Here is an 18,038-nt window from a genome sequence, read left to right on the forward strand (position 1 = left end):
TGGCGGCGAGACGGAAACAGGATCAGCCACCGATGCGGCCCTGGTTTTCCCCCACCTGACCGCGATGCAGCAGCAGGTGATCGAGGATCACACAGGCCATCATCGCCTCCGCCACCGGCACCGCACGGATGCCGACGCAGGGATCGTGACGGCCCTTGGTGATGACTTCGGCGGCGCTGCCATCCTTGCGGATCGACTGGCGCGGCGTAAGGATTGATGACGTGGGTTTCACCGCAAACCGGACGACAACATCCTGCCCGGTGGAAATCCCGCCCAGAATGCCGCCGGAATGGTTCGACGAATAGATCGGCTGACCATCATTGCCGAGGAAGATCTCATCGGCGTTTTCCGAGCCTTTCAGACGCGCGGCGTTCATGCCTTCGCCGATCTCGACGGCTTTGACAGCGTTGATCGACATCATTGCGGCGGCCAGATCGGTGTCCAGCTTGCCATAGATCGGCGCGCCAATGCCTGCGGGTACGCCACGGGCGACAACCTCAATCACCGCGCCAACTGAATCGTGTTCCTTGCGCAGCCCCTGAAGGTAGTCTTCCCAGTCCTGCACTGCGCCCGCATCTGGGATCCAGAAGTCATTCTGGTCGATGGCGTCCCAGTCGAACCGGCTGCGGTCGATCTCCATCTCGCCCATGCGGGTCATGTAGCCTTTGATCTCCAGCCCTGGCACCAGCGATTTGATCGCCTCCCGAGCAACACCGCCAGCGGCCACGCGGGCCGCCGTTTCGCGGGCTGAAGACCGGCCACCGCCGCGATAGTCGCGGTTGCCGTATTTCTGAAAATAGGTGATGTCGGCATGGCCCGGGCGGAAGGTCTGGGCGATATCGCCATAGTCCTTGGAGCGCTGATCGGTGTTTTCGATCATCAGCTGGATCGGTGTGCCTGTCGATTTGCCCTCGAACACACCGGAGAGGATTTTCACCGCATCGGGTTCGTTGCGCTGGGTCATGTTCTTGTTCTGACCGGGGCGGCGTTTGTCGAGCCACTGCTGCAGCATCCCGGCGTCAACCGGGACATTGGGGGGGCAGCCGTCAACCGTCGCACCCAGAGCGGGTCCGTGGCTTTCGCCCCAGGTGGTGACGCGGAACAGATGGCCAAAGCTGTTGATCGACATGGGCGCGGTCTCCTTTGCGAAAGTGCTTAGCGGGGGTGGGCGGCACCCTCAAGGGGTTTCCTGTTTCGCAGCGCAGGGCGGGGGCGCTGCCCCCGCCGCCCATAGGGCGGCTCCCCCGGGATATTTCCAGCCAGAAGATGGGGTGGGTTAACCTTGCAGAAAGGACAGCCAGACTCCCCCAATGTTTCGCGTGCGAAACAATTGGTCAGCCTTGCTGTCATTCTAGTGAGGGGTGTGGGCCCGCTATCGCTTGTCTTTCAGCTGTCCGGCCCCTAGGGTGCGCGCCACCTCGGGGTGCGTCATCGACGCTGAGATCACACCCGTAGAACCTGAACCGGCTAGAACCGGCGGAGGGAAGGTATGGAATGGCTCCACCCTTGCCCCACGTCGCATTGGAGGCCGCATTGGAGGATGCCATGAAACATCTTGTACTTGCAGCGGGACTGCTGGGCGCAACGGCAGCCTATGCCGAAACGCCTGAACTTATTGTCTACACCTACGACAGCTTTGTCTCTGACTGGGGGCCCGGGCCGGCGGTGGAGAAAGCCTTTGAGGCGACCTGCGGCTGTGACCTGAAACTGGTCGGCGCAGGTGACGGCGCGGCGCTGCTCGCACGGGTGAAGCTGGAAGGGGCGCGGTCCGATGCGGATGTGGTGCTGGGGCTCGACACCAATCTGACCGCAGCGGCGAAGGCGACCGGTCTTTTTGCCGAGCACAGCATCAGCGCCGATTATGCACTGCCGTTCGAGTGGGAAGACACAACCTTTGCGCCCTATGACTGGGGGTATTTTGCCTTTGTGCATAATGCGGATGCCACGGCACCGAAGAGTTTTACCGAGCTGGCTGAGAGCGATCTGAAGATCGTGATTCAGGATCCGCGTTCCTCCACCCCCGGCCTTGGCCTCTTGATGTGGGTGAAGGCTGCCTATGGCGACAAGGCCCCCGAGGTCTGGGAGGGGCTGGCCGACAATGTGCTGACCGTGACCAAGGGCTGGTCGGAGGCCTATGGGCTGTTCCTGGAGGGCGAGGCGGATATGGTGCTCTCCTATACCACCTCGCCGGCCTATCACCTGATCGCCGAGGATGACGCCAGCAAGGCGGCGGCGGTCTTCGATGAAGGTCACTACATGCAGGTTGAGGTTGCCGGCAAGCTGGCGGCCAGCGACCAGCCGGAACTGGCGGATCAGTTCCTGGCCTTCATGGTCAGCGATGCGTTCCAGTCAATCATTCCGACCACCAACTGGATGTATCCGGCGGTGACGCCGACAGCTGGCCTGCCGCAAGGGTTTGAGACCCTCGTTGCGCCGGAGAAATCGCTGTTGCTGGGTGCAGAGGAAGCGGCGGCGCTGCGTGATGCGGCGCTGGAAGAATGGCTGACCGCGCTCAGCCGCTGAGATCCCGCTGGGGTCTGGGCGTCGCGGCCCTGGTCGCGACGTTCATCCTTGGGGCCTTGGCCGCTGTTATCCTGCGGGCCGAGGTCGGGCGCGGTCTTGGGGTCGCCGATTGGGCCGCGATCCGCTTTACCATCTGGCAGGCGGTTCTGTCGGCGGTTGTGAGCGTGACGCTGGCGGTGCCGGTGGCGCGCGCGCTGGCGCGGCGACGGTTTCGCGGGCGGCGGCTGCTGATCGCCCTGATGGGGGCGCCGTTCATCCTGCCGGTGATTGTTGCTATCCTTGGCATTCTGGCGGTGTTTGGCCGGTCGGGCTGGTTGAGCGATCTGCTGGGGGTTTTCGGGCTTGGACCGCTGCAGATCTATGGTTTGCACGGCGTTGTGCTGGCTCATGTGTTTTTCAATCTGCCGCTGGCGACACGGCTGATCCTGCAAGGCTGGCAGGAAATCCCGGCGGAGCGCTTTCGCCTTGCGGCGCAGCTCAATGCCGGACCATTGGCAATGTGGCGGCTGCTGGAGGCACCGATGCTGCGGCAGGTGGTGCCCGGTGCGCTGGCGGTGGTCTTTGCGATCTGCCTTTCCAGCTTTGCGGTGGCGCTGACGCTGGGGGGCGGACCACGTGCCACCACCATCGAACTGGCGATTTATCAGGCGTTCCGCTTCGATTTCGATCTGGGGCGGGCGGCGATGCTGTCGGGTGTTCAGCTGCTGCTGACCGGGGCGGCGGCGCTGGTGGCGCTGCGCGTTGCCAGCGGCGAAGGATTCGGAGCCGGGCTGGACCGGCCCGTGCGGCGCTGGGATGGCGAGGGGCGCTGGGCGCGGGGGCTGGATGCGATCTATCTGTCGGGGGCGGCGCTGTTCCTGGTGTTGCCGCTGAGCGCCATCGTCATCGCGGGGCTGCCGGGGCTTCTGTCGATGGGGGCGTCGGTCTGGATGGCGGCGGCGACGTCGGCGTTGATTGCCGGGCTGAGTACGCTGGTTCTGCTGCTGATCGCCCTGCCGATGGCAATTGCCGTGGCGCTGGGCCGGGGGGCGGCGGTGGAGGTTGCCGGGCTGCTTGGTCTGGCGGTGTCACCGCTGGTGATCGGCACCGGGCTGTTTATTCTGATCTACCCGGTTGCCGATCCCTTTGCGCTGGCGCTGCCGGTCACGGCATTGGTCAATGCGCTGATGGCGCTGCCGTTTGCGCTGCGCATTCTGATCCCCAGAGTGCGCGAGATCCTGGCGCGCTATGGCCGTTTGTCGCTCTCTTTGGACATGCGCGGCGGGGTGTTCCTGCGCCGGGTGCTGTTGCCACGGCTGCGTCCTCAGCTTGGCTTTGCCGCGGGACTGGCGGCCGCGCTGTCGATGGGCGATCTCGGAGTCATTGCGCTGTTTGCCGATTCTGAAACCGCAACGCTGCCCTTGCAGGTCTATCGCCTGATGGGAGCTTACCGGATGGAGGCAGCCTCGGGCGGGGCGCTGTTACTGCTGTGCCTGTCGATGGGGGCGTTTTACATATGCGACCGGGGAGGTCGGCGTCATGCTGAAACTTGATCACTGCAAAATGGATAACGGCGGCTTTATCGTGCGTGCGGATCTGTCGGTTGCGGCGGGTGAGCGGGTGGCGGTGATCGGTCCCTCCGGCGCGGGCAAGACAACGCTGATCGAGGCGATTGCCGGTTTTGTGCCGATCATCTCAGGGGGGCTGTCGTGGCAGGGGCGCGCTTTGACGGATGTGAGACCGGGTGCACGGCCGATTGCGATGTTGTTTCAGGACGGCAATCTGTTTCCGCATCTGAGCGTGGCGCAGAATGTCGCGCTGGGCATTCGCCCGAACCTGCGGCTGAGCCGCGAAGAGCAGGACAGGGTGCGCGCAGCGATTGCCCGGGTCGGACTGGCCGGAATGGAAGAGCGCAAGCCCGCCGCCCTGTCCGGTGGTCAGCAAAGCCGGGTGGCGCTGGGACGGGTGCTGGTGCAGGGCCGCGATCTGCTGCTGCTGGACGAGCCGTTTGCGGCGCTGGGGCCCGCGCTGAAGGCCGAGATGCTGGATCTGGTGGCGGAGCTGGCTCAGGAGACCGGGGCAACGGTTCTGATGGTCAGCCATGACCCGGCGGATGCGCGGCGGATTGCGGATCAGGTGATACTGGTGGCGGATGGCGTGGCGCATCCGCCGATGGCGACGGCGGAGCTACTGGACAATCCGCCGCCGGCGCTGAAGGCCTATCTGGGGTGATCGCTTGGCCGGGCCTGTAGCGGCCCGACCCGCGCTGCGTCGTGCCCCGTTTAGGCGCCAAGCGCCTCCTGCCGGGTTCTGACGATCATCAGCGCAGCATTGGCGGCCTCGCGTCCCTTGTCGACAAAATGGGCGCGGTAGATGGCGTTGTGGTGATCGGTTTCCTGATAGTGGTGCGGCGTCAGCGAGACGGACAGGACGGGCACGCCAGTCTCCATGCCTGCCTGCATCAGGCCATCCACCACAGCCTGTGCCACGAAGTCATGGCGGTAGATGCCGCCATCCACCACAAAGGCGGCGCAGGCGATGGCGTCGTATTTTCCGGTCTTGGCGAGATCCTTGGCCAGCAGCGGCATTTCAAAGGCGCCGGGCACATCAAACACGTCGATCTGCTCCGCCGGGATCAGCTGCTGAAAGCCCTCCAATGCGCGATCAACGATATCGGAATGCCAATGTGCCTTGATGAAGGCAAAGCGGGTGTGTGTCATTGTGGTATCTCCTATAGGTTTGACACGTCACCCAAGGCGATCACGAGTGATGAGGGCACACGTCCCCCGTGGCCCTGTCACACGTTCTCTTTCATCCGGACTATGACCGTCGGCTCTGGAGTTACACCAGATCTGCTGGACATCATTTCCAGCGCGTTCACAGCCCGAAAAGTGGGAACCGGTTGTCGGTTCAAGCTGTGACGGCACTCAAAATGACCGCTCGCGGGCTTACGGGGACATGCCCGCTTACCGCCGGTGGGGAATTTCGCCCCGCCCTGAGAACAGCGCGAACATGGCCGCTCGATATGGCAAAGGCAAGAGGAAGCGTGACCGAAGATGCCGAAGGGGGTGGTCCTGCCGTGAGGCCAGGCTAGAGTGTGCGCAGCCGCGCCCCATGTAAGACATGGTATCATCGTCGTGGATCTGTCTCCAAACCCCGTTCAGAAGGATTTCCGCAATGAAACTCTATCACGCGCCCACCTCCCCCTATGTGCGTAAGGTCATGGTGGTGCTGCATGAAACGGATCAGCTGGCGGATGTCGAGCTGATCCCGGTGGCCACCACGCCGATTGCCCCGGCGAGCGACCTGAAGGCCGCCAACCCGCTGGCCAAGATCCCGGCGCTGGAACGCGCGGAGGGCGCGACGCTGTATGACAGCCGGGTGATCTGCGCCTATCTGGCAGAGCGTGCGGGTGGGGCGCTTTATGAGGGCGGCTGGGACACGCGGGTGCTGGAGGCCACGGCGGATGGCATCATGGAGGCGGCAGTGCTGCTGTCGTATGAAAAGCGCCTGCGCCCCGCAGACAAGCAATGGCCAGAGTGGATCGAAGGGCAGAGCGGCAAGGTGCTGGGCGGCTGCGCGGCGCTGAACGCGCGCTGGATGGCGCATCTGAAAGGATCGCTGCGGATCGGGCAGATCGCTGTGGCCTGTGCATTGTCCTATGTGGATTTCCGGCACCCGGACATGGGCTGGCGCAAGGGGAACGAGGCGCTGGCGGATTGGTTCGCCGAATTCGATTCGCGTCCGTCGATGCAGGCGACGCGACCACCGGAAAGCTGAGATCTGGCGCGGGCGCTCCCCTTGAAATACGGCGTGCCCGCGCAAATATGTGAGGCTGTTTGCAACAGTTGCGCATAATTACTTGCGTGTGCGTCCATCTGCGCGCCTATGACCGCTGGACGAAAGCCCTTCTCCCCGCTAGATACCCGCGATGAGTCACTGCGTTCATTGCGCGGTGTATGCGCATGTTTGCCCTAAACGGGCGCTGGAATTGGAGAAAACCTCGTGTCCCACGCAGAAGACAACGAAGGAACCCGGAGAGATTTCCTCTACTACGCCACTGCCGGCGCCGGGGCAGTGACTGCGGGCGCCGCTATTTGGCCCCTGGTCAACCAGATGAACCCCTCGGCTGACGTTCAGGCTCTGTCCTCGATTATCGTTGACGTGGCAGGTGTGGAAGTCGGGACCCAGATCTCGGTTATGTTCCTTGGCAAGCCGGTGTTCATCCGCCGCCGCACCCAGGAAGAGATCGAAGCGGCACGTGCTGTTGATCTGGCCGACCTGCCCGATCCGGTTGCCCGGAACGTCAACGCAGGCGATGTGCCGGCCACCGACGAAAACCGCACCATGGACGAAGCTGGCGAATGGCTGGTCATGATGGGTGTCTGTACCCACCTCGGCTGTGTGCCGCTGGGTGATGGCGCTGGCGAGTTCAATGGCTGGTTCTGCCCCTGCCACGGGTCGCACTACGACACTGCCGGTCGTATCCGCAAAGGTCCCGCGCCCGAGAACCTGCCGGTTCCGACGGCCGTGTTCCTTGATGAAACTACGATCCAACTGGGATAAGGGAGACATTCATGTCCGGCATTCCGCACGATCATTATGAGCCGAAAACCGGTGGCGAGAAGTGGCTGCACAGCCGCCTGCCCATCGTTGGCCTGATCTATGACACCATTATGATCCCCACGCCCAAGAACCTGAACTGGTTGTGGATCTGGGGTATCGTCCTGGCATTCTGCCTGGTCCTGCAAATCGTCACCGGTATCATCCTGGTGATGCATTACACACCACATGTCGATCTGGCGTTTGCCTCCGTTGAGCACATCATGCGCAACGTGAACGGCGGCCATATGATCCGCTATCTGCATATGAACGGTGCATCGCTGTTCTTTGTCGCGGTCTACATCCACATTTTCCGGGGGCTCTACTACGGGTCCTACAAGGCACCGCGCGAGATCACATGGATCATCGGCATGCTGATCTACCTGATGATGATGGGCACCGCCTTCATGGGCTATGTACTGCCCTGGGGTCAGATGTCCTTCTGGGGAGCGACCGTGATCACCGGCCTGTTCGGCGCCATTCCCTTTGTTGGTGAAGCGCTGCAGACATGGCTGCTGGGCGGGCCTGCCGTGGACAACGCCACGCTGAACCGCTTCTTCTCGCTGCACTATCTGCTGCCTTTCGTGATCGCGGCGCTGGTCATCGTGCACATCTGGGCCTTCCACACCACCGGCAACAACAACCCGACCGGTGTTGAAGTGCGTCGTGGCTCCAAGGAAGAAGCCAAGAAAGACACGCTGCCGTTCTGGCCCTATTTCGTGATCAAGGATTTCGTAGGTCTGGCGGTTGTGCTGGTTGTGTTCTGGGCGATCGTCGGCTTCATGCCGAACTACCTGGGCCACCCCGATAACTACATCGAAGCCAACCCGCTGGTGACCCCTGCACACATCGTTCCCGAATGGTACTTCCTGCCGTTCTACGCGATCCTGCGGGCCTTCACCTCGGAAGTCTGGGTTGTGCAGATTGCCTCCTTTGTGACCGGTGGCATCATCGACGCCAAGTTCTTTGGCGTGCTGGCGATGTTTGGTGCGATTGCCGTCATGGCGCTGGCGCCCTGGCTGGACACCAGCCGCGTGCGCTCGGGCCGGTACCGCCCGCAGTTCAAGTGGTGGTTCCTGCTGCTGGTCATCGACTTCTTTGCCCTGATGTGGCTGGGTGCGATGCCTGCGGAAGAACCCTATGCGTCGTTCTCCCTGATCGCTTCGGCCTATTGGTTCGCCTACTTCCTGGTGATCCTGCCGCTGCTGGGCGTCATCGAGAAGCCGCTGGCGATTCCCGAGACCATCGAAGCGGATTTTGATGCCCATTACGGCAACAAGTCTGGCGCTGACGCCACGCCGGCCGAGTAATTGAGAAGGACAGCAACCATGTTGAAAAAACTAGCCATTGGTGCCGCCTTCGCACTGTCCCTGGCGCCTGCCGCATCCTTTGCGGCGGGAGGCTCGGGCCATGTCGAGGACTATGACTTCTCGTTCGAAGGCCCGTTTGGCACCTACGACACCAACCAGCTGCAGCGCGGTCTGCAGATCTACACCGAAGTCTGCGCAGCCTGTCACGGGCTGAAGCTGGTGCCGTTGCGCACCCTGGCCGATGAAGGTGGCCCGAACCTGCCAGAAGAGCAGGTCCGCGCCTATGCGGCCGAGAACTTCTCGGTTTACGATCCGGTGGAGGATGAAGATCGTCCGGCCAAGCCGACCGATAACTTCCCGGAAAACAACAACGCAGGCGCGCCTGACCTCAGCATGATGGCCAAGGCACGTGCGGGTTTCCACGGCCCCTACGGTCTGGGTCTGAACCAGCTGTTCAAAGGCATGGGCGGTGCGGAATATATCGCCTCGCTGCTGGCGGGTTACACCGGTGAGACCAAGGAAGAAGCAGGCACCACCTTCTATGGCAACACTGCCTTCCCTGGTGGCTGGATCTCCATGGCGCCGCCGCTGTCGGATGAGCAGGTTGAGTTCGTCGATGGCCACGCCAACGATGTGGAAGCCATGTCGCAGGACGTCGCGGCCTTCCTGATGTGGACGGCGGAGCCGAAAATGATGGCGCGCAAGCAGGCCGGTTTTGTCGGCGTGCTGTTCCTGACGCTGCTGTCGGTGTTGCTGTATCTCACCAACAAGCGTCTGTGGGCGCCGCACAAAGGCAAGAAAACCAGCTAAGCCGGTTTTCCTGAGCAATTACGAACCCCCGCATGGTGTGACCCTGCGGGGGTTTTTCGTATTGGGGGCGCTGCCCCTCTGCCCTGCGGGCATTCACCCCGGAGTATTTCGGGAAAGATGATAGCGGGCGGTGCGTCCTGATGTGCGGCTAGCGGAAAAATCCGGAGGCGGGCAGCGGCTGGTTGATGCGAGTGAGGATGTCGCGCGCAAGCTGTTCGGTGTCGCGGGTGCCGTCGCACTCCAGATCATACCGCATCCCGGCATGGACACGAGCGGCATCCGCCGCGGCGCTGCCCGGCGGCCTGTCACCCCGGCGCTGCTCGCGCTGGTGCAGCGCGGCGAGAGAGGGGCGCAATCCGACGAACAGCATTTGGTGGCCCGCCAGCAGGTCCTGCAACTGGCTGTGCCAGCCGGGTGTGTCGAGGATATGTTCGATGATCAGATCATTACCGGCGTCGGCAAAGCCTGTAACTGCGCGATGGAACCCGTCAAAGAAGGCGGGGCGGGCCGTTTGCCAGTCGGGATAATCGACCTGGCGCCATGCGCCGCTGCTGCGCAGGTGATCAATGGAGAGGTGCAGGAAGGGCCGGGGTGACTGGCGGCGCAGTTCTGCTGCCAGCGTGGATTTGCCGCTGCTGGAGGGGCCGTGAAGGAAGAGGATGAGGCTCATGATCCGCCATCCTCCGGCATCGATGCGGGAGGGGCAAGACTGTCTTCGCAGTAGGAGTGGCACCCGGAGTGCTGCCTGTGTGCGGCTCCAATGCGTCGACGCGCGGCCTCAGGCAGTGAGCTGGGTTCCCCTGATGCCGGTGGTGGTGGTGGTGACGATCTCGCCCTCCACCTGCGGGGTTGCAAAGCTGACCTCGGTGAATTGCTCGGTGCGGCCCATGTGCGGGTTTTCCATCAGGATGCGATGCCTGCGGCCGATCTGCGCGGTGAGATGGGCCTGTACCTGCATGTCACCGGCGACGCGCAGACGGGCAGCTCGCTCCTTGATCACCGTGCCATTCACCTGATTGGGGATCTTGGCGGCCGGGGTGCCCTCGCGCTTGGAATAGGGGAAGACGTGCAGCCAGGTGAGATCGCAGTCGGTAACCAGTTTCAGCGAGTTCTCGAAATGGGCGTCCGACTCGGTCGGAAAGCCTGCAATGATATCGGCACCAAAGGTCATCTCCGGGCGCAGGCGGCGGGCGTCTTCGCAGAATTTGATCGCGTCATCGCGCAGGTGCCGGCGGGCCATCCGTTTCAGGATCAGATCATCGCCGTGTTGCAGCGACAGGTGCAGGTGCGGCATCAGCCGCGGCTCTGTGGCGATGGCCTGCATCAGGTTCTCGTCCACCTCGATCGAATCGATGGAGGAAATGCGCAGGCGCGGCAGGTCCGGCACCAGTTTCAGGATCCGCATCACCAGATCGCCCAGACGGGGCGTGGCGGGCAGGTCGGCGCCCCAGGAGGTGAGATCGACGCCGGTCAGGACAACCTCATTATAGCCTCTGTCCACCAGCCGCTTGATCTGATCGACCACCACACCGGCAGGGACGGAGCGGGAATTGCCGCGACCATAGGGGATGATGCAGAAAGTGCAGCGGTGGTCACAGCCGTTCTGGACCTGCACATAGGCGCGGCTGCGGGTGCCGAAACCGTCAATGAGATGGCCTGCGGTCTCGGTCACCGACATGATATCGTCGACCTGCACCTTTTCCGTGGTGCCGATGAAGTCCGGTCCCTTGGCGATCTGCTGCCAGGTTTTGGCCTGCATCTTTTCGGTGTTGCCGATGACGCGGGTGACCTCTTCCATTGCGGCAAAGGTCTCCGGTTCGGTCTGGGCGGCGCAACCGGTGACGATGATCGGCGCCTCCGGGTTTTCACGGCGCAGGCGGCGGATCTCCTGCCGTGCCTTGCGCACGGCCTCGGCGGTGACGGCACAGGTGTTGACCACCACGGCGTTGCTGAGCCCTGCCTGCTGGCTGAGCTCTTTCATCGCTTCGGTTTCATAGGCGTTTAGGCGGCAGCCGAGCGTGGTGAATTTGGGCGCGCTCATGTTGAGAGGCTTTCCAGAAAGTCGCGGGTGAAGCTGCCGTCGAACACGTGGCAGGTCGGGCCGGTCATCCAGACGCCATCGTCGCGCCAGTCAATCCAGAGCGTGCCGCCATCCAGATCTATCTGCACATGGCGACCGGTCAGCCCGCGTCGCGCTGCGGCCACTGCGGTGGCGCAGGACGAGGAGCCCGAGGCCAGGGTGATGCCGACGCCGCGTTCCCAGACGCGCATGCGGATGTGATCTGTGCCGACCAGATGGGCGACCTGCACATTGGTGCGTTCAGGGTAAAGCGGATGATGCTCGTAGCGCGCGCCAAATTCGGCGAGAGGGATCAGCTCGGCGTTTTCGACAAAAAAGGTGCAATGCGGATTGCCCATGCCGGTGGCGGTTGGCGCCCCCTCAATCGGCAGCTCCAGCGTGTCCATCTGCTCTGCCAGCGGGATATCCTGCCAGTCCAGCTGTGGCTGGCCCATGTTGACGGCGGTCAGCCCGTTTCCTGCATCTCTTGCATGAAGCAGGCCGCGATCGGTGGTCAGACGCAGGGCCTCGCGTCCGGTCTGCTGCATCAGGTAGCGGGCCACGCAGCGGGTGGCGTTGCCGCAGGCGGCCGAGGTGGATCCATCGGCGTTGTAGAAGGTCAGATGTGCGTCTTCCTCGCCGTGGGTGATGACGGTGAGCTGGTCGAATCCCACGCCCATCTGCCTGTGCGCGATTCCGGCGGCCATGGCCGGTGTGATGGGCCACGACATGTCACGGGCATCCACAACAACGAAGTCGTTGCCGAGGCCGTGCATCTTCATGAAGGGCAAGCGGGTGTCTGATCCTGTGGTCATTTCGCGCATATAGACCTCCGTCGAAGATGAATCCAGCCTTGTGGCAAGAAAGTTGAAAAAAGGGGTTGACCGTCTCAGCCCTTACCCCTAGATACGCCGCCTATCGGGACAGCATGACTGACACGGTCGCGCCGCTCCGAAGCAAATTAAGTGCTTGATCCTTTTGGATTATGTCCTTAAAGAGCGACCAGGGAACAACACGATGTTCCGAAGAAGAAGTGGGCCGTTAGCTCAGTTGGTAGAGCAACTGACTTTTAATCAGTGGGTCGCAGGTTCGAATCCTGCACGGCTCACCACTTCCTCCAATAAGATCAATCCACTGAACATTCGTATTTGTACTATGCCGGTAGATCTCGGCCAGAGTGCCGAGTGAATACTGTATTGAAGATCCGCCTCCTTTGATTGCTCGGAAGCAGCACGTTTCCCATACTGCTATAGCTACATTGCCTGTCCTCAGACGGGACGCCAGCCGCCTTAGCACAGTCGAGCCCTCCTTGGCTGTGACATCTAGTCCGAAAGCCTGGAAGCAGAGGGCGGGCTATGCGGTTGCCCGCGCAGCCCGCCTGCGGTCGATCAGTGAACCTACTAGGTGAAGACGATATTGCTATGCAGGTCCTGTAGCTGCAGATTCAACAGGGTTAGGCTGTCACCATCACCGAAGTCGAAAATCACGTTCCCTGACACGTCATTTGCATAGCCAAGCGCATCCTGCTCAGTAGAGAAACCGAACCCGCTCAGCAAAAGCGTGTCATTGCCGAGGCCAAAATCGGTGATCCGGTCGGCGTCTTCTCCCTTCGTGAATACAAATGTGTCGGCACCGTTGCCGCCGGTCAGAGTATCGTCGCCGGAACCGCCGTAAAGCGTGTCCCGGCCGCTCTTGCCATTCAGCACGTCGTCGTCCTGATTTCCCAGCAACTTGTCGTTGCCAGTGCCACCAAAGACTGTGTCGTTGCCCTTGCCACCCAGCACTCGGTCATCACCATCTTGACCGCTGATATGGTCATTTCCGGTATTGCCATAGACAGTGTCATTTCCGTCACCACCTGTCATGACGTCATTGCCGCCCTCACCACGCAGAATATTGGCGCCAGTGTTGCCGGAAATCGAGTTGTCCGCCTCATTGCCAGTGCCATTGATGTTGGCACTTCCGGTGAGGGTCAGGTCTTCGATATGTGCGCTGTGAGCAGTCAGATCGAAAGTTACTGAGCTATTGACCCGGTCCTGACCTGCGCCCGCATTTTCGGCCACCTGGTCTGCGGCATCGTCCACCCAGTAGGTATCGTTGCCTGTGCCTCCTGACATACTGTCGGCGCCGGTACCTCCATTCAGAGTGTCATTGCCGGAACCGCCGTAAAGCGTGTCCGCACCTTCTTTGCCATTCAGCACGTCGTCGTCCTGATTTCCCAGCAACTCGTCGTTGCCAGTGCCGCCAAAGACTGTGTCGTTGCCCTTGCCACCCAGCATCCGGTCATCACCATCTTGACCGCTGATATGGTCATTTCCGGTATTGCCAAAGACGGTATCATTACCTGCACCGCCTGTGATGGTGTCGTTGCCACCCTCACCACGCAGTAAATTGGAGCCGATGTTGCCCGCGATTACGTCGTTGCCAGTGCCACCTATGGCATTTTCGATCAGCGAACGCCTGTCACCATTATGGAGAAGTGCATTGTAGATATTGCCGCTAGCGTTATATCCATATCCCAGATGGGCCGTCTGTTCAGCGCTGAAGCGTGAGGATTCGCCGGGGTTCAGATCAATGTTTAGATTCTCGGCGTAGGCTGAAAGATCATAGGTGTCGACGCCGCCCCCATCCCAGATGGTGGCGAAAATCCGGTTGCCGAGCGCATCGATTGCAATTTCACCATTGACCAAAGTGTCGCCTGAATTGGGGGACCACTTGTAGACTGTATCGTTGCTGTTGGTGGTGTAATCGGCACCATACATATGCTGCAGGGCCGCGATATCCAGCATCATGTAGGTTTGTGCAAAGCTCGAGGGTTCATTTCTATATCCACCTAGCGGGCTATTTTCGTAGCTCAGATAGCTCATGATCGTGTATTCCATGTGGTCGTACTCAGATGGAACAACACCGAATCCGTTAATGTTTTCATGGGAATGCGTCAGTCCCAGAGCATGTCCGGTTTCATGCAGCACAGTATGCCAGGCGTAGTTGCCCGCTGCCGGGGATCGGTAAACCGTGTTTCCAAACCAGACGTCCCCTGCGGTTGGACTGTTTTGCGGGTAATATCCATGAGCACCGAGAACATCGGGTGAGGACGTGTTGCCGTACCGAATAGCCTCCGGGCTGGTCGTATCCGGTGTTGCGTCATGCTCAATATTCAGCTTTGTAATACCTTCAACAGAAAAGCCCCTTGCTGCGGCGGGGCCGAGATCAGAGTCCAAAGCGAATTTGATCGCAGATTTCTGCAGATCGGAAACCTCTGAAAACGCAGCTGCCTCATTATAAGAAGCTGAATAATTATAGACACCGGGCTCAGACGGGTAGGCATAGTGAATAGTATCATCGCTCCATTTTTGCCCAAAAAACAAGCCGTCGACTCTTTGATCTCCGATCTGGAGAAATGATGAGACAGAGTTCAAACCTTTAGCCATGAAATTTTCCTTCAAGGGGAATTGCGTCAGTAAATGAGTTGTCGCGTCGGAAAACGGGTCAGCCTTCCCGTGACTATGTCGATGAATGAATAAATATAGATAGACATGTCGTGACATTAAAATTCACAGATGAAAGCAACCAGAAGGAGACAGCGTGCCCGGCGGCTCAGCTCTAATATCGTCAGGCGTTAGGGCGCGCAATACAAACAACGCCCGGCCATGAGCCCGGTTCTGCAACGCCTGGCGGCAATTGAGACAGCGCTGGCCGGTACGCCCTCCACCGCAAAAGTCATCGGCGCCCGGGGCACTGGATAGGTCGCCCTCAGCGCTTCTGTCCGCTGCGTCTTTATTGCGCCTGCTTGCGGTACTGTTGAACCGGCAGGCCGCCGACGCCCCAGTCTTCCAGCGGAACCTCGTCGATCACTACAAATGTGGTTGCCGGGGTCTTGCCCAGAATATCCTGCAGCAGCCCCGTCACCCCGGCGATCAGCTGCGCCTTCTGGTCTGCGCTTGGGCCGGTGCCTTCGGGGCCGCCCTCGCGGGTGACTTTGATATTCACATAAGGCATCGGTTAGTCCTTTCGCGGAACATAGGAAAACACTTTGGCCACGATACGCCATTCGGCAGCGTAGCGGACAAGGGTCAGCAGGTCGTGGAAATCCCGCCCCATCATGGTCATCCGGGCGCTGACACGGGCCAGCCGGTCGCTGGCAAAGGCGATCTCCAGAATCTCCTCCTCGCGCGCCTCACCGCGTTTGGTCGGCGGCTCTCGGCTATCGACGCGGGTCATGTAGGTCTCAAGATCCAGAAAAAGTTCATCGCCTTCGGTGGCGCAGACATAGGCCAGCTGCGGGTGAAAAACCTTGCGCAGCAGGGCGCTGTCGGCTTGATGGAGGCCCTCGAAATAAGCCTCAATCAGTGCACCGACCTCATTGTGTGCGGCAGGCGTCATTGGATCAGCCCCTCTGCGCGCATTGCCGCCTGGGCCGACGGGCGGGCAGCACTGCGGCTGACAAAGGCGGCCAGATTGGGCCAGCGGGCCAGATCGATGCCGGTGAAGTTCGCCCAGTTCGAGACCACGAACAGATAGGCATCGGCCACCGAGAACCGGTTTTCGACCAGCCACTCCCGGCCATCCGTCAGCTGGACCTCTATGAAATCGAACTTGCCCGCAACCGCGCTGCGCGCGTCGTCCTTGCCGGCTTCGGACGTGGCCTCGCGGAACAGCGGAGTAAAGGCCTTGTGCAGCTCGGTCCCGATCCAGTTGAGCTGTTCCTGCATCCGGGCCCGGCCCAAGGTGCCCGCCGCCGGCGCCAGACCTGCCTCCGGATGGCTGTCCGCGATATACTGTAAAACCGCCGCCCCTTCAGTGAGGACGCTGCCATCGTCCAGACCCAGGGCCGGAACATAGCCTTTAGGGTTGATCGCACGATAATCCGCGCCGCTTTCGGTCTGCCCCGTCGCGGTGTCGACCGCTTCGATGTCAAACGGGCGGCCGGTTTCATAGAGGGCGATATGGCTGGCCAGCGGGCAGGCGCCGGTTTTGTAGTAGAGTTTCATGACAGTCTCCTGTGGTGGTGATGCCCTCTTTCTACCTTCTGATATGATTGATTGATAATATTGTGTTTTCAGCATAACGATTAGGCAATCTGATCATGTTGGAAGCCGATGAAACACGACCAGCTCCTTGCCCTCGACGCCATTGTCGCAACCGGCACCTTCCGCGGCGCGGCGGAGCGTCTGAATAAATCCCAGTCGGCCATCAGCCATGCAATCCGCCTGCTGGAAGAGGAATTGGAGCTGGAGCTGTTCAGCCGCGAAGCCTACCGGCCGTCTCTGACCCCGGCGGGCGAAATCTTCTATCGTGAGGCTTCGCGGGTGCTGCGGCAGATGCAGGGGCTTCGATCCACCGCCGCCCGGCTGCGCGCCCGCGAAGAACCGGAACTGACGCTTGCCGTCAGTGCCACCATGGATCTGGACCCTTTGCTGCCGGCGCTTGCCGACACCGGACGGCGCCACCCTGCGACCCACCTCCGGCTGCGCATGGAAATGATGGGCGGCCCGATTGCCCGGTTGATGGAGGGCAAGGCGGATATCGCGCTTGCGTCGCTTGACGGGGTGCCGCTGGACGACGTGGAGGCAGAGCCGGTTGCCGAGGTCACGATCCGGCCGGTGGCCAGCCCCGCCTTGAACCTGCCCGTCGGCCCCCACGCCTTGTCGGCATCCGAAATGCAAAGTCATGTGCAGGTGGTCGCCGCCGGCACCGGCGGCGCGGCGCATGACCAAAGCCGCGATCTCTTGTCCGGGAGCCTGAAATGGACGGTGTCCGATCTCGCGGCCAAGAAAAAGGTGATCCTCGCCGGGCTTGGCTGGGGCGGTCTGCCAGATCACATGACAGAGGAGGAGCGGCGTTCCGGGGCTTTGCTGTCCCTGAACCTGGACGGGTTCCCGCTGCGACGGACAGTGATATTCAAGATGCGGCGCAGGGACCAGCCCATTGGGGTTGTTGCCGAGGAACTCTGGAACAGGGTCGGTGCGGCTGTCTCAGCTGCGAAGCCGGTTGCCGCAGACACAGCAAGGCGCTAAGCAGGAGGCAGGCACGGTCCGAGTTGCGAGGCGAATGTGAAAGCTGTTTCTGGATGTCCCGGTGCTATAGGCTTGATCAGGAAGCGCTCTCTCTCCTTCACGCTGCTGCGCGTGATCCGCTACCATCAAAACTCCGATCATATCGCGCTTGGCACCTTTCTGGAGCAGCTTGGCGACAGGTCCTTCGGATGGGCAATCTTGCTGTCGTGCCTGATCAATCTTCTTCCTTTGCCTCCAGGGTCAACCCTTGTCACCGCTTTGCCGCTCTTGTTTTTCTGCGCGCAGATGGGACTGGGATTTTCCAGCGTCCGGCTGCCGCGACGTATCGCGCGGATCCGTTTTTCCGGCACAGGCATGCGCCGTATCGTGCTGCGCTTGCGCCCAGTGTCGCGGCGGCTGGAGCGGATTGCCCGACCGCGCCTGCGGGCGGTGTTTCAGCCACGAAGAGAACAGCTGACCGGAGGCCTGCTGTTTCTGGTTTCCCTGGCGCTGTTCGTGCCGCTGCCGCTCAGCGGTTGGTTTCCAGCAATTGCCCTGTTTGTTGCCAGCATCGGGCTGCTGGAACGGGATGGGATCATCGTGCTGGCGGGTGTCTGCGCCGGGATGTTGTCGATTGCCTTGACGGTGTTTGTGGGCGCTTCGATCCTGATCGGGGCGAACAGTCTGATACACTAACGTTTTTCTGATGAGCAATCGAATGCTGTTGCGCTGATAGGTGCGATCGCAGCGGTAGCGCAA

At 61.2% G+C, this 18,038-nt stretch carries 18 protein-coding genes, 1 tRNA gene and 2 riboswitches; of the genes, 10 read left to right on the forward strand and 9 right to left on the reverse strand.

Annotated features, from left to right (window positions below):
• Positions 1–22 precede the first annotated feature (22 nt).
• On the reverse strand, positions 23–1,129 hold the full coding sequence (aroC, locus tag VWY60_RS19050; RefSeq protein ID WP_416541451.1) for a chorismate synthase: 1,107 nt from the start codon (positions 1,127–1,129) through the stop codon (positions 23–25).
• Positions 1,130–1,409: 280 nt separating this feature from the next.
• Positions 1,410–1,502, forward strand: a riboswitch (TPP riboswitch).
• 43 nt (positions 1,503–1,545) lie between these two features.
• Here aroC and thiB point away from each other — a divergent pair.
• From thiB to VWY60_RS19065, 3 genes are read left to right on the forward strand one after another with little or no spacing between them, the layout of a single operon-like run.
• Positions 1,546–2,523 carry a thiamine ABC transporter substrate binding subunit gene (thiB, locus tag VWY60_RS19055; RefSeq protein WP_416534411.1) on the forward strand — a complete coding sequence of 326 codons (978 nt, stop codon included), beginning with the start codon at positions 1,546–1,548 and terminating at the stop codon, positions 2,521–2,523.
• Complete coding sequence (locus tag VWY60_RS19060; RefSeq protein WP_416541452.1) at positions 2,499–4,055, forward strand: thiamine/thiamine pyrophosphate ABC transporter permease ThiP; 1,557 nt, start codon at positions 2,499–2,501, stop codon at positions 4,053–4,055. Before thiB ends, VWY60_RS19060 begins: the two co-directional genes overlap by 25 nt.
• On the forward strand, positions 4,042–4,734 hold the full coding sequence (locus VWY60_RS19065) for an ATP-binding cassette domain-containing protein (protein WP_416534413.1): 693 nt from the start codon (positions 4,042–4,044) through the stop codon (positions 4,732–4,734). The genes VWY60_RS19060 and VWY60_RS19065 overlap by 14 nt, the downstream gene beginning before the upstream one ends.
• Before the next feature lie 50 nt (positions 4,735–4,784).
• Here the strand turns inward: VWY60_RS19065 and VWY60_RS19070 are convergent, their stop codons facing one another.
• Positions 4,785–5,222, reverse strand: a complete 438-nt coding sequence (locus tag VWY60_RS19070) for a 6,7-dimethyl-8-ribityllumazine synthase (protein ID WP_340547005.1) — start codon at positions 5,220–5,222, stop codon at positions 4,785–4,787.
• Positions 5,223–5,301: 79 nt separating this feature from the next.
• Positions 5,302–5,509, reverse strand: a riboswitch (FMN riboswitch).
• Positions 5,510–5,679: 170 nt separating this feature from the next.
• Here VWY60_RS19070 and VWY60_RS19075 point away from each other — a divergent pair.
• The 4 genes from VWY60_RS19075 (at position 5,680) to VWY60_RS19090 (ending at position 9,224) form a co-directional block, all read left to right on the forward strand.
• Positions 5,680–6,282 carry a glutathione S-transferase gene (locus tag VWY60_RS19075; RefSeq protein ID WP_416537707.1) on the forward strand — a complete coding sequence of 201 codons (603 nt, stop codon included), beginning with the start codon at positions 5,680–5,682 and terminating at the stop codon, positions 6,280–6,282.
• A 225-nt stretch (positions 6,283–6,507) separates the two neighbouring features.
• Positions 6,508–7,068: a ubiquinol-cytochrome c reductase iron-sulfur subunit gene (gene petA, locus VWY60_RS19080; protein ID WP_340547003.1), complete on the forward strand. Its 561-nt coding sequence runs from the start codon at positions 6,508–6,510 to the stop codon at positions 7,066–7,068.
• A gap of 11 nt (positions 7,069–7,079) precedes the next feature.
• Complete coding sequence (petB, locus tag VWY60_RS19085; protein WP_416541453.1) at positions 7,080–8,414, forward strand: cytochrome b; 1,335 nt, start codon at positions 7,080–7,082, stop codon at positions 8,412–8,414.
• A gap of 18 nt (positions 8,415–8,432) precedes the next feature.
• Positions 8,433–9,224, forward strand: coding sequence for a cytochrome c1 (locus VWY60_RS19090; protein WP_340547001.1), 792 nt, complete (start codon positions 8,433–8,435; stop codon positions 9,222–9,224).
• 148 nt (positions 9,225–9,372) lie between these two features.
• On the opposite strand, the gene VWY60_RS19095 is transcribed toward VWY60_RS19090, so the two are convergent.
• From VWY60_RS19095 to dapF, 3 genes are all read right to left on the reverse strand, one after another.
• Entirely contained in the window at positions 9,373–9,894 is a 522-nt protein-coding gene (locus tag VWY60_RS19095; protein ID WP_416541454.1) for a chloramphenicol phosphotransferase CPT family protein, read from the reverse strand.
• A 108-nt stretch (positions 9,895–10,002) separates the two neighbouring features.
• Entirely contained in the window at positions 10,003–11,265 is a 1,263-nt protein-coding gene (gene mtaB, locus VWY60_RS19100; protein ID WP_416541455.1) for a tRNA (N(6)-L-threonylcarbamoyladenosine(37)-C(2))-methylthiotransferase MtaB, read from the reverse strand.
• On the reverse strand, positions 11,262–12,107 hold the full coding sequence (dapF, locus tag VWY60_RS19105) for a diaminopimelate epimerase (protein WP_416534418.1): 846 nt from the start codon (positions 12,105–12,107) through the stop codon (positions 11,262–11,264). Before dapF ends, mtaB begins: the two co-directional genes overlap by 4 nt.
• Before the next feature lie 211 nt (positions 12,108–12,318).
• Here dapF and VWY60_RS19110 point away from each other — a divergent pair.
• Positions 12,319–12,394 (forward strand) — tRNA-Lys (locus VWY60_RS19110).
• A 289-nt stretch (positions 12,395–12,683) separates the two neighbouring features.
• On the opposite strand, the gene VWY60_RS19115 is transcribed toward VWY60_RS19110, so the two are convergent.
• The 4 genes from VWY60_RS19115 to gstA all read right to left on the reverse strand — a co-directional run bounded on the left by VWY60_RS19115 (position 12,684) and on the right by gstA (position 16,274).
• Positions 12,684–14,714, reverse strand: a complete 2,031-nt coding sequence (locus VWY60_RS19115) for a M10 family metallopeptidase (RefSeq protein ID WP_416541456.1) — start codon at positions 14,712–14,714, stop codon at positions 12,684–12,686.
• Between the two features lie 346 nt (positions 14,715–15,060).
• Positions 15,061–15,282: a tautomerase family protein gene (locus tag VWY60_RS19120; protein WP_416541457.1), complete on the reverse strand. Its 222-nt coding sequence runs from the start codon at positions 15,280–15,282 to the stop codon at positions 15,061–15,063.
• A gap of 3 nt (positions 15,283–15,285) precedes the next feature.
• Positions 15,286–15,666 (reverse strand): nuclear transport factor 2 family protein, encoded by a 381-nt coding sequence (locus VWY60_RS19125; RefSeq protein WP_416541458.1) that lies wholly within the window; start codon positions 15,664–15,666, stop codon positions 15,286–15,288.
• Positions 15,663–16,274 carry a glutathione transferase GstA gene (gstA, locus tag VWY60_RS19130; protein WP_416541459.1) on the reverse strand — a complete coding sequence of 204 codons (612 nt, stop codon included), beginning with the start codon at positions 16,272–16,274 and terminating at the stop codon, positions 15,663–15,665. The genes VWY60_RS19125 and gstA overlap by 4 nt, the downstream gene beginning before the upstream one ends.
• A 108-nt stretch (positions 16,275–16,382) precedes the next feature.
• On the opposite strand from gstA, the gene VWY60_RS19135 reads away from it, so the two are divergent.
• Complete coding sequence (locus VWY60_RS19135; RefSeq protein WP_416541460.1) at positions 16,383–17,300, forward strand: LysR family transcriptional regulator; 918 nt, start codon at positions 16,383–16,385, stop codon at positions 17,298–17,300.
• Between the two features lie 72 nt (positions 17,301–17,372).
• Positions 17,373–17,975: an exopolysaccharide biosynthesis protein gene (locus VWY60_RS19140; protein WP_416541461.1), complete on the forward strand. Its 603-nt coding sequence runs from the start codon at positions 17,373–17,375 to the stop codon at positions 17,973–17,975.
• Positions 17,976–18,038: the final 63 nt, after the last annotated feature.

Source organism: Phaeobacter sp. JH20_26, assembly GCF_048056275.1.
In the GTDB taxonomy this organism is placed as follows: Bacteria; Pseudomonadota; Alphaproteobacteria; order Rhodobacterales; family Rhodobacteraceae; genus Phaeobacter; species Phaeobacter bryozoorum.

What these genes read in the sequence shown, in the direction of transcription:
- aroC (WP_416541451.1), bottom strand. Translation starts at nt 1,129, where the DNA reads ATGTCGATCAACAGCTTTGGCCATCTGTTCCGCGTCACCACCTGGGGC.
- thiB (WP_416534411.1), top strand. Translation starts at nt 1,546, where the DNA reads ATGAAACATCTTGTACTTGCAGCGGGACTGCTGGGCGCAACGGCAGCC.
- VWY60_RS19060 (WP_416541452.1), top strand. Translation starts at nt 2,499, where the DNA reads ATGGCTGACCGCGCTCAGCCGCTGAGATCCCGCTGGGGTCTGGGCGTC.
- VWY60_RS19065 (WP_416534413.1), top strand. Translation starts at nt 4,042, where the DNA reads ATGCTGAAACTTGATCACTGCAAAATGGATAACGGCGGCTTTATCGTG.
- VWY60_RS19070 (WP_340547005.1), bottom strand. Translation starts at nt 5,222, where the DNA reads ATGACACACACCCGCTTTGCCTTCATCAAGGCACATTGGCATTCCGAT.
- VWY60_RS19075 (WP_416537707.1), top strand. Translation starts at nt 5,680, where the DNA reads ATGAAACTCTATCACGCGCCCACCTCCCCCTATGTGCGTAAGGTCATG.
- petB (WP_416541453.1), top strand. Translation starts at nt 7,080, where the DNA reads ATGTCCGGCATTCCGCACGATCATTATGAGCCGAAAACCGGTGGCGAG.
- VWY60_RS19090 (WP_340547001.1), top strand. Translation starts at nt 8,433, where the DNA reads ATGTTGAAAAAACTAGCCATTGGTGCCGCCTTCGCACTGTCCCTGGCG.
- VWY60_RS19095 (WP_416541454.1), bottom strand. Translation starts at nt 9,894, where the DNA reads ATGAGCCTCATCCTCTTCCTTCACGGCCCCTCCAGCAGCGGCAAATCC.
- mtaB (WP_416541455.1), bottom strand. Translation starts at nt 11,265, where the DNA reads ATGAGCGCGCCCAAATTCACCACGCTCGGCTGCCGCCTAAACGCCTAT.
- dapF (WP_416534418.1), bottom strand. Translation starts at nt 12,107, where the DNA reads ATGCGCGAAATGACCACAGGATCAGACACCCGCTTGCCCTTCATGAAG.
- VWY60_RS19115 (WP_416541456.1), bottom strand. Translation starts at nt 14,714, where the DNA reads ATGGCTAAAGGTTTGAACTCTGTCTCATCATTTCTCCAGATCGGAGAT.
- VWY60_RS19120 (WP_416541457.1), bottom strand. Translation starts at nt 15,282, where the DNA reads ATGCCTTATGTGAATATCAAAGTCACCCGCGAGGGCGGCCCCGAAGGC.
- VWY60_RS19125 (WP_416541458.1), bottom strand. Translation starts at nt 15,666, where the DNA reads ATGACGCCTGCCGCACACAATGAGGTCGGTGCACTGATTGAGGCTTAT.
- gstA (WP_416541459.1), bottom strand. Translation starts at nt 16,274, where the DNA reads ATGAAACTCTACTACAAAACCGGCGCCTGCCCGCTGGCCAGCCATATC.
- VWY60_RS19135 (WP_416541460.1), top strand. Translation starts at nt 16,383, where the DNA reads ATGAAACACGACCAGCTCCTTGCCCTCGACGCCATTGTCGCAACCGGC.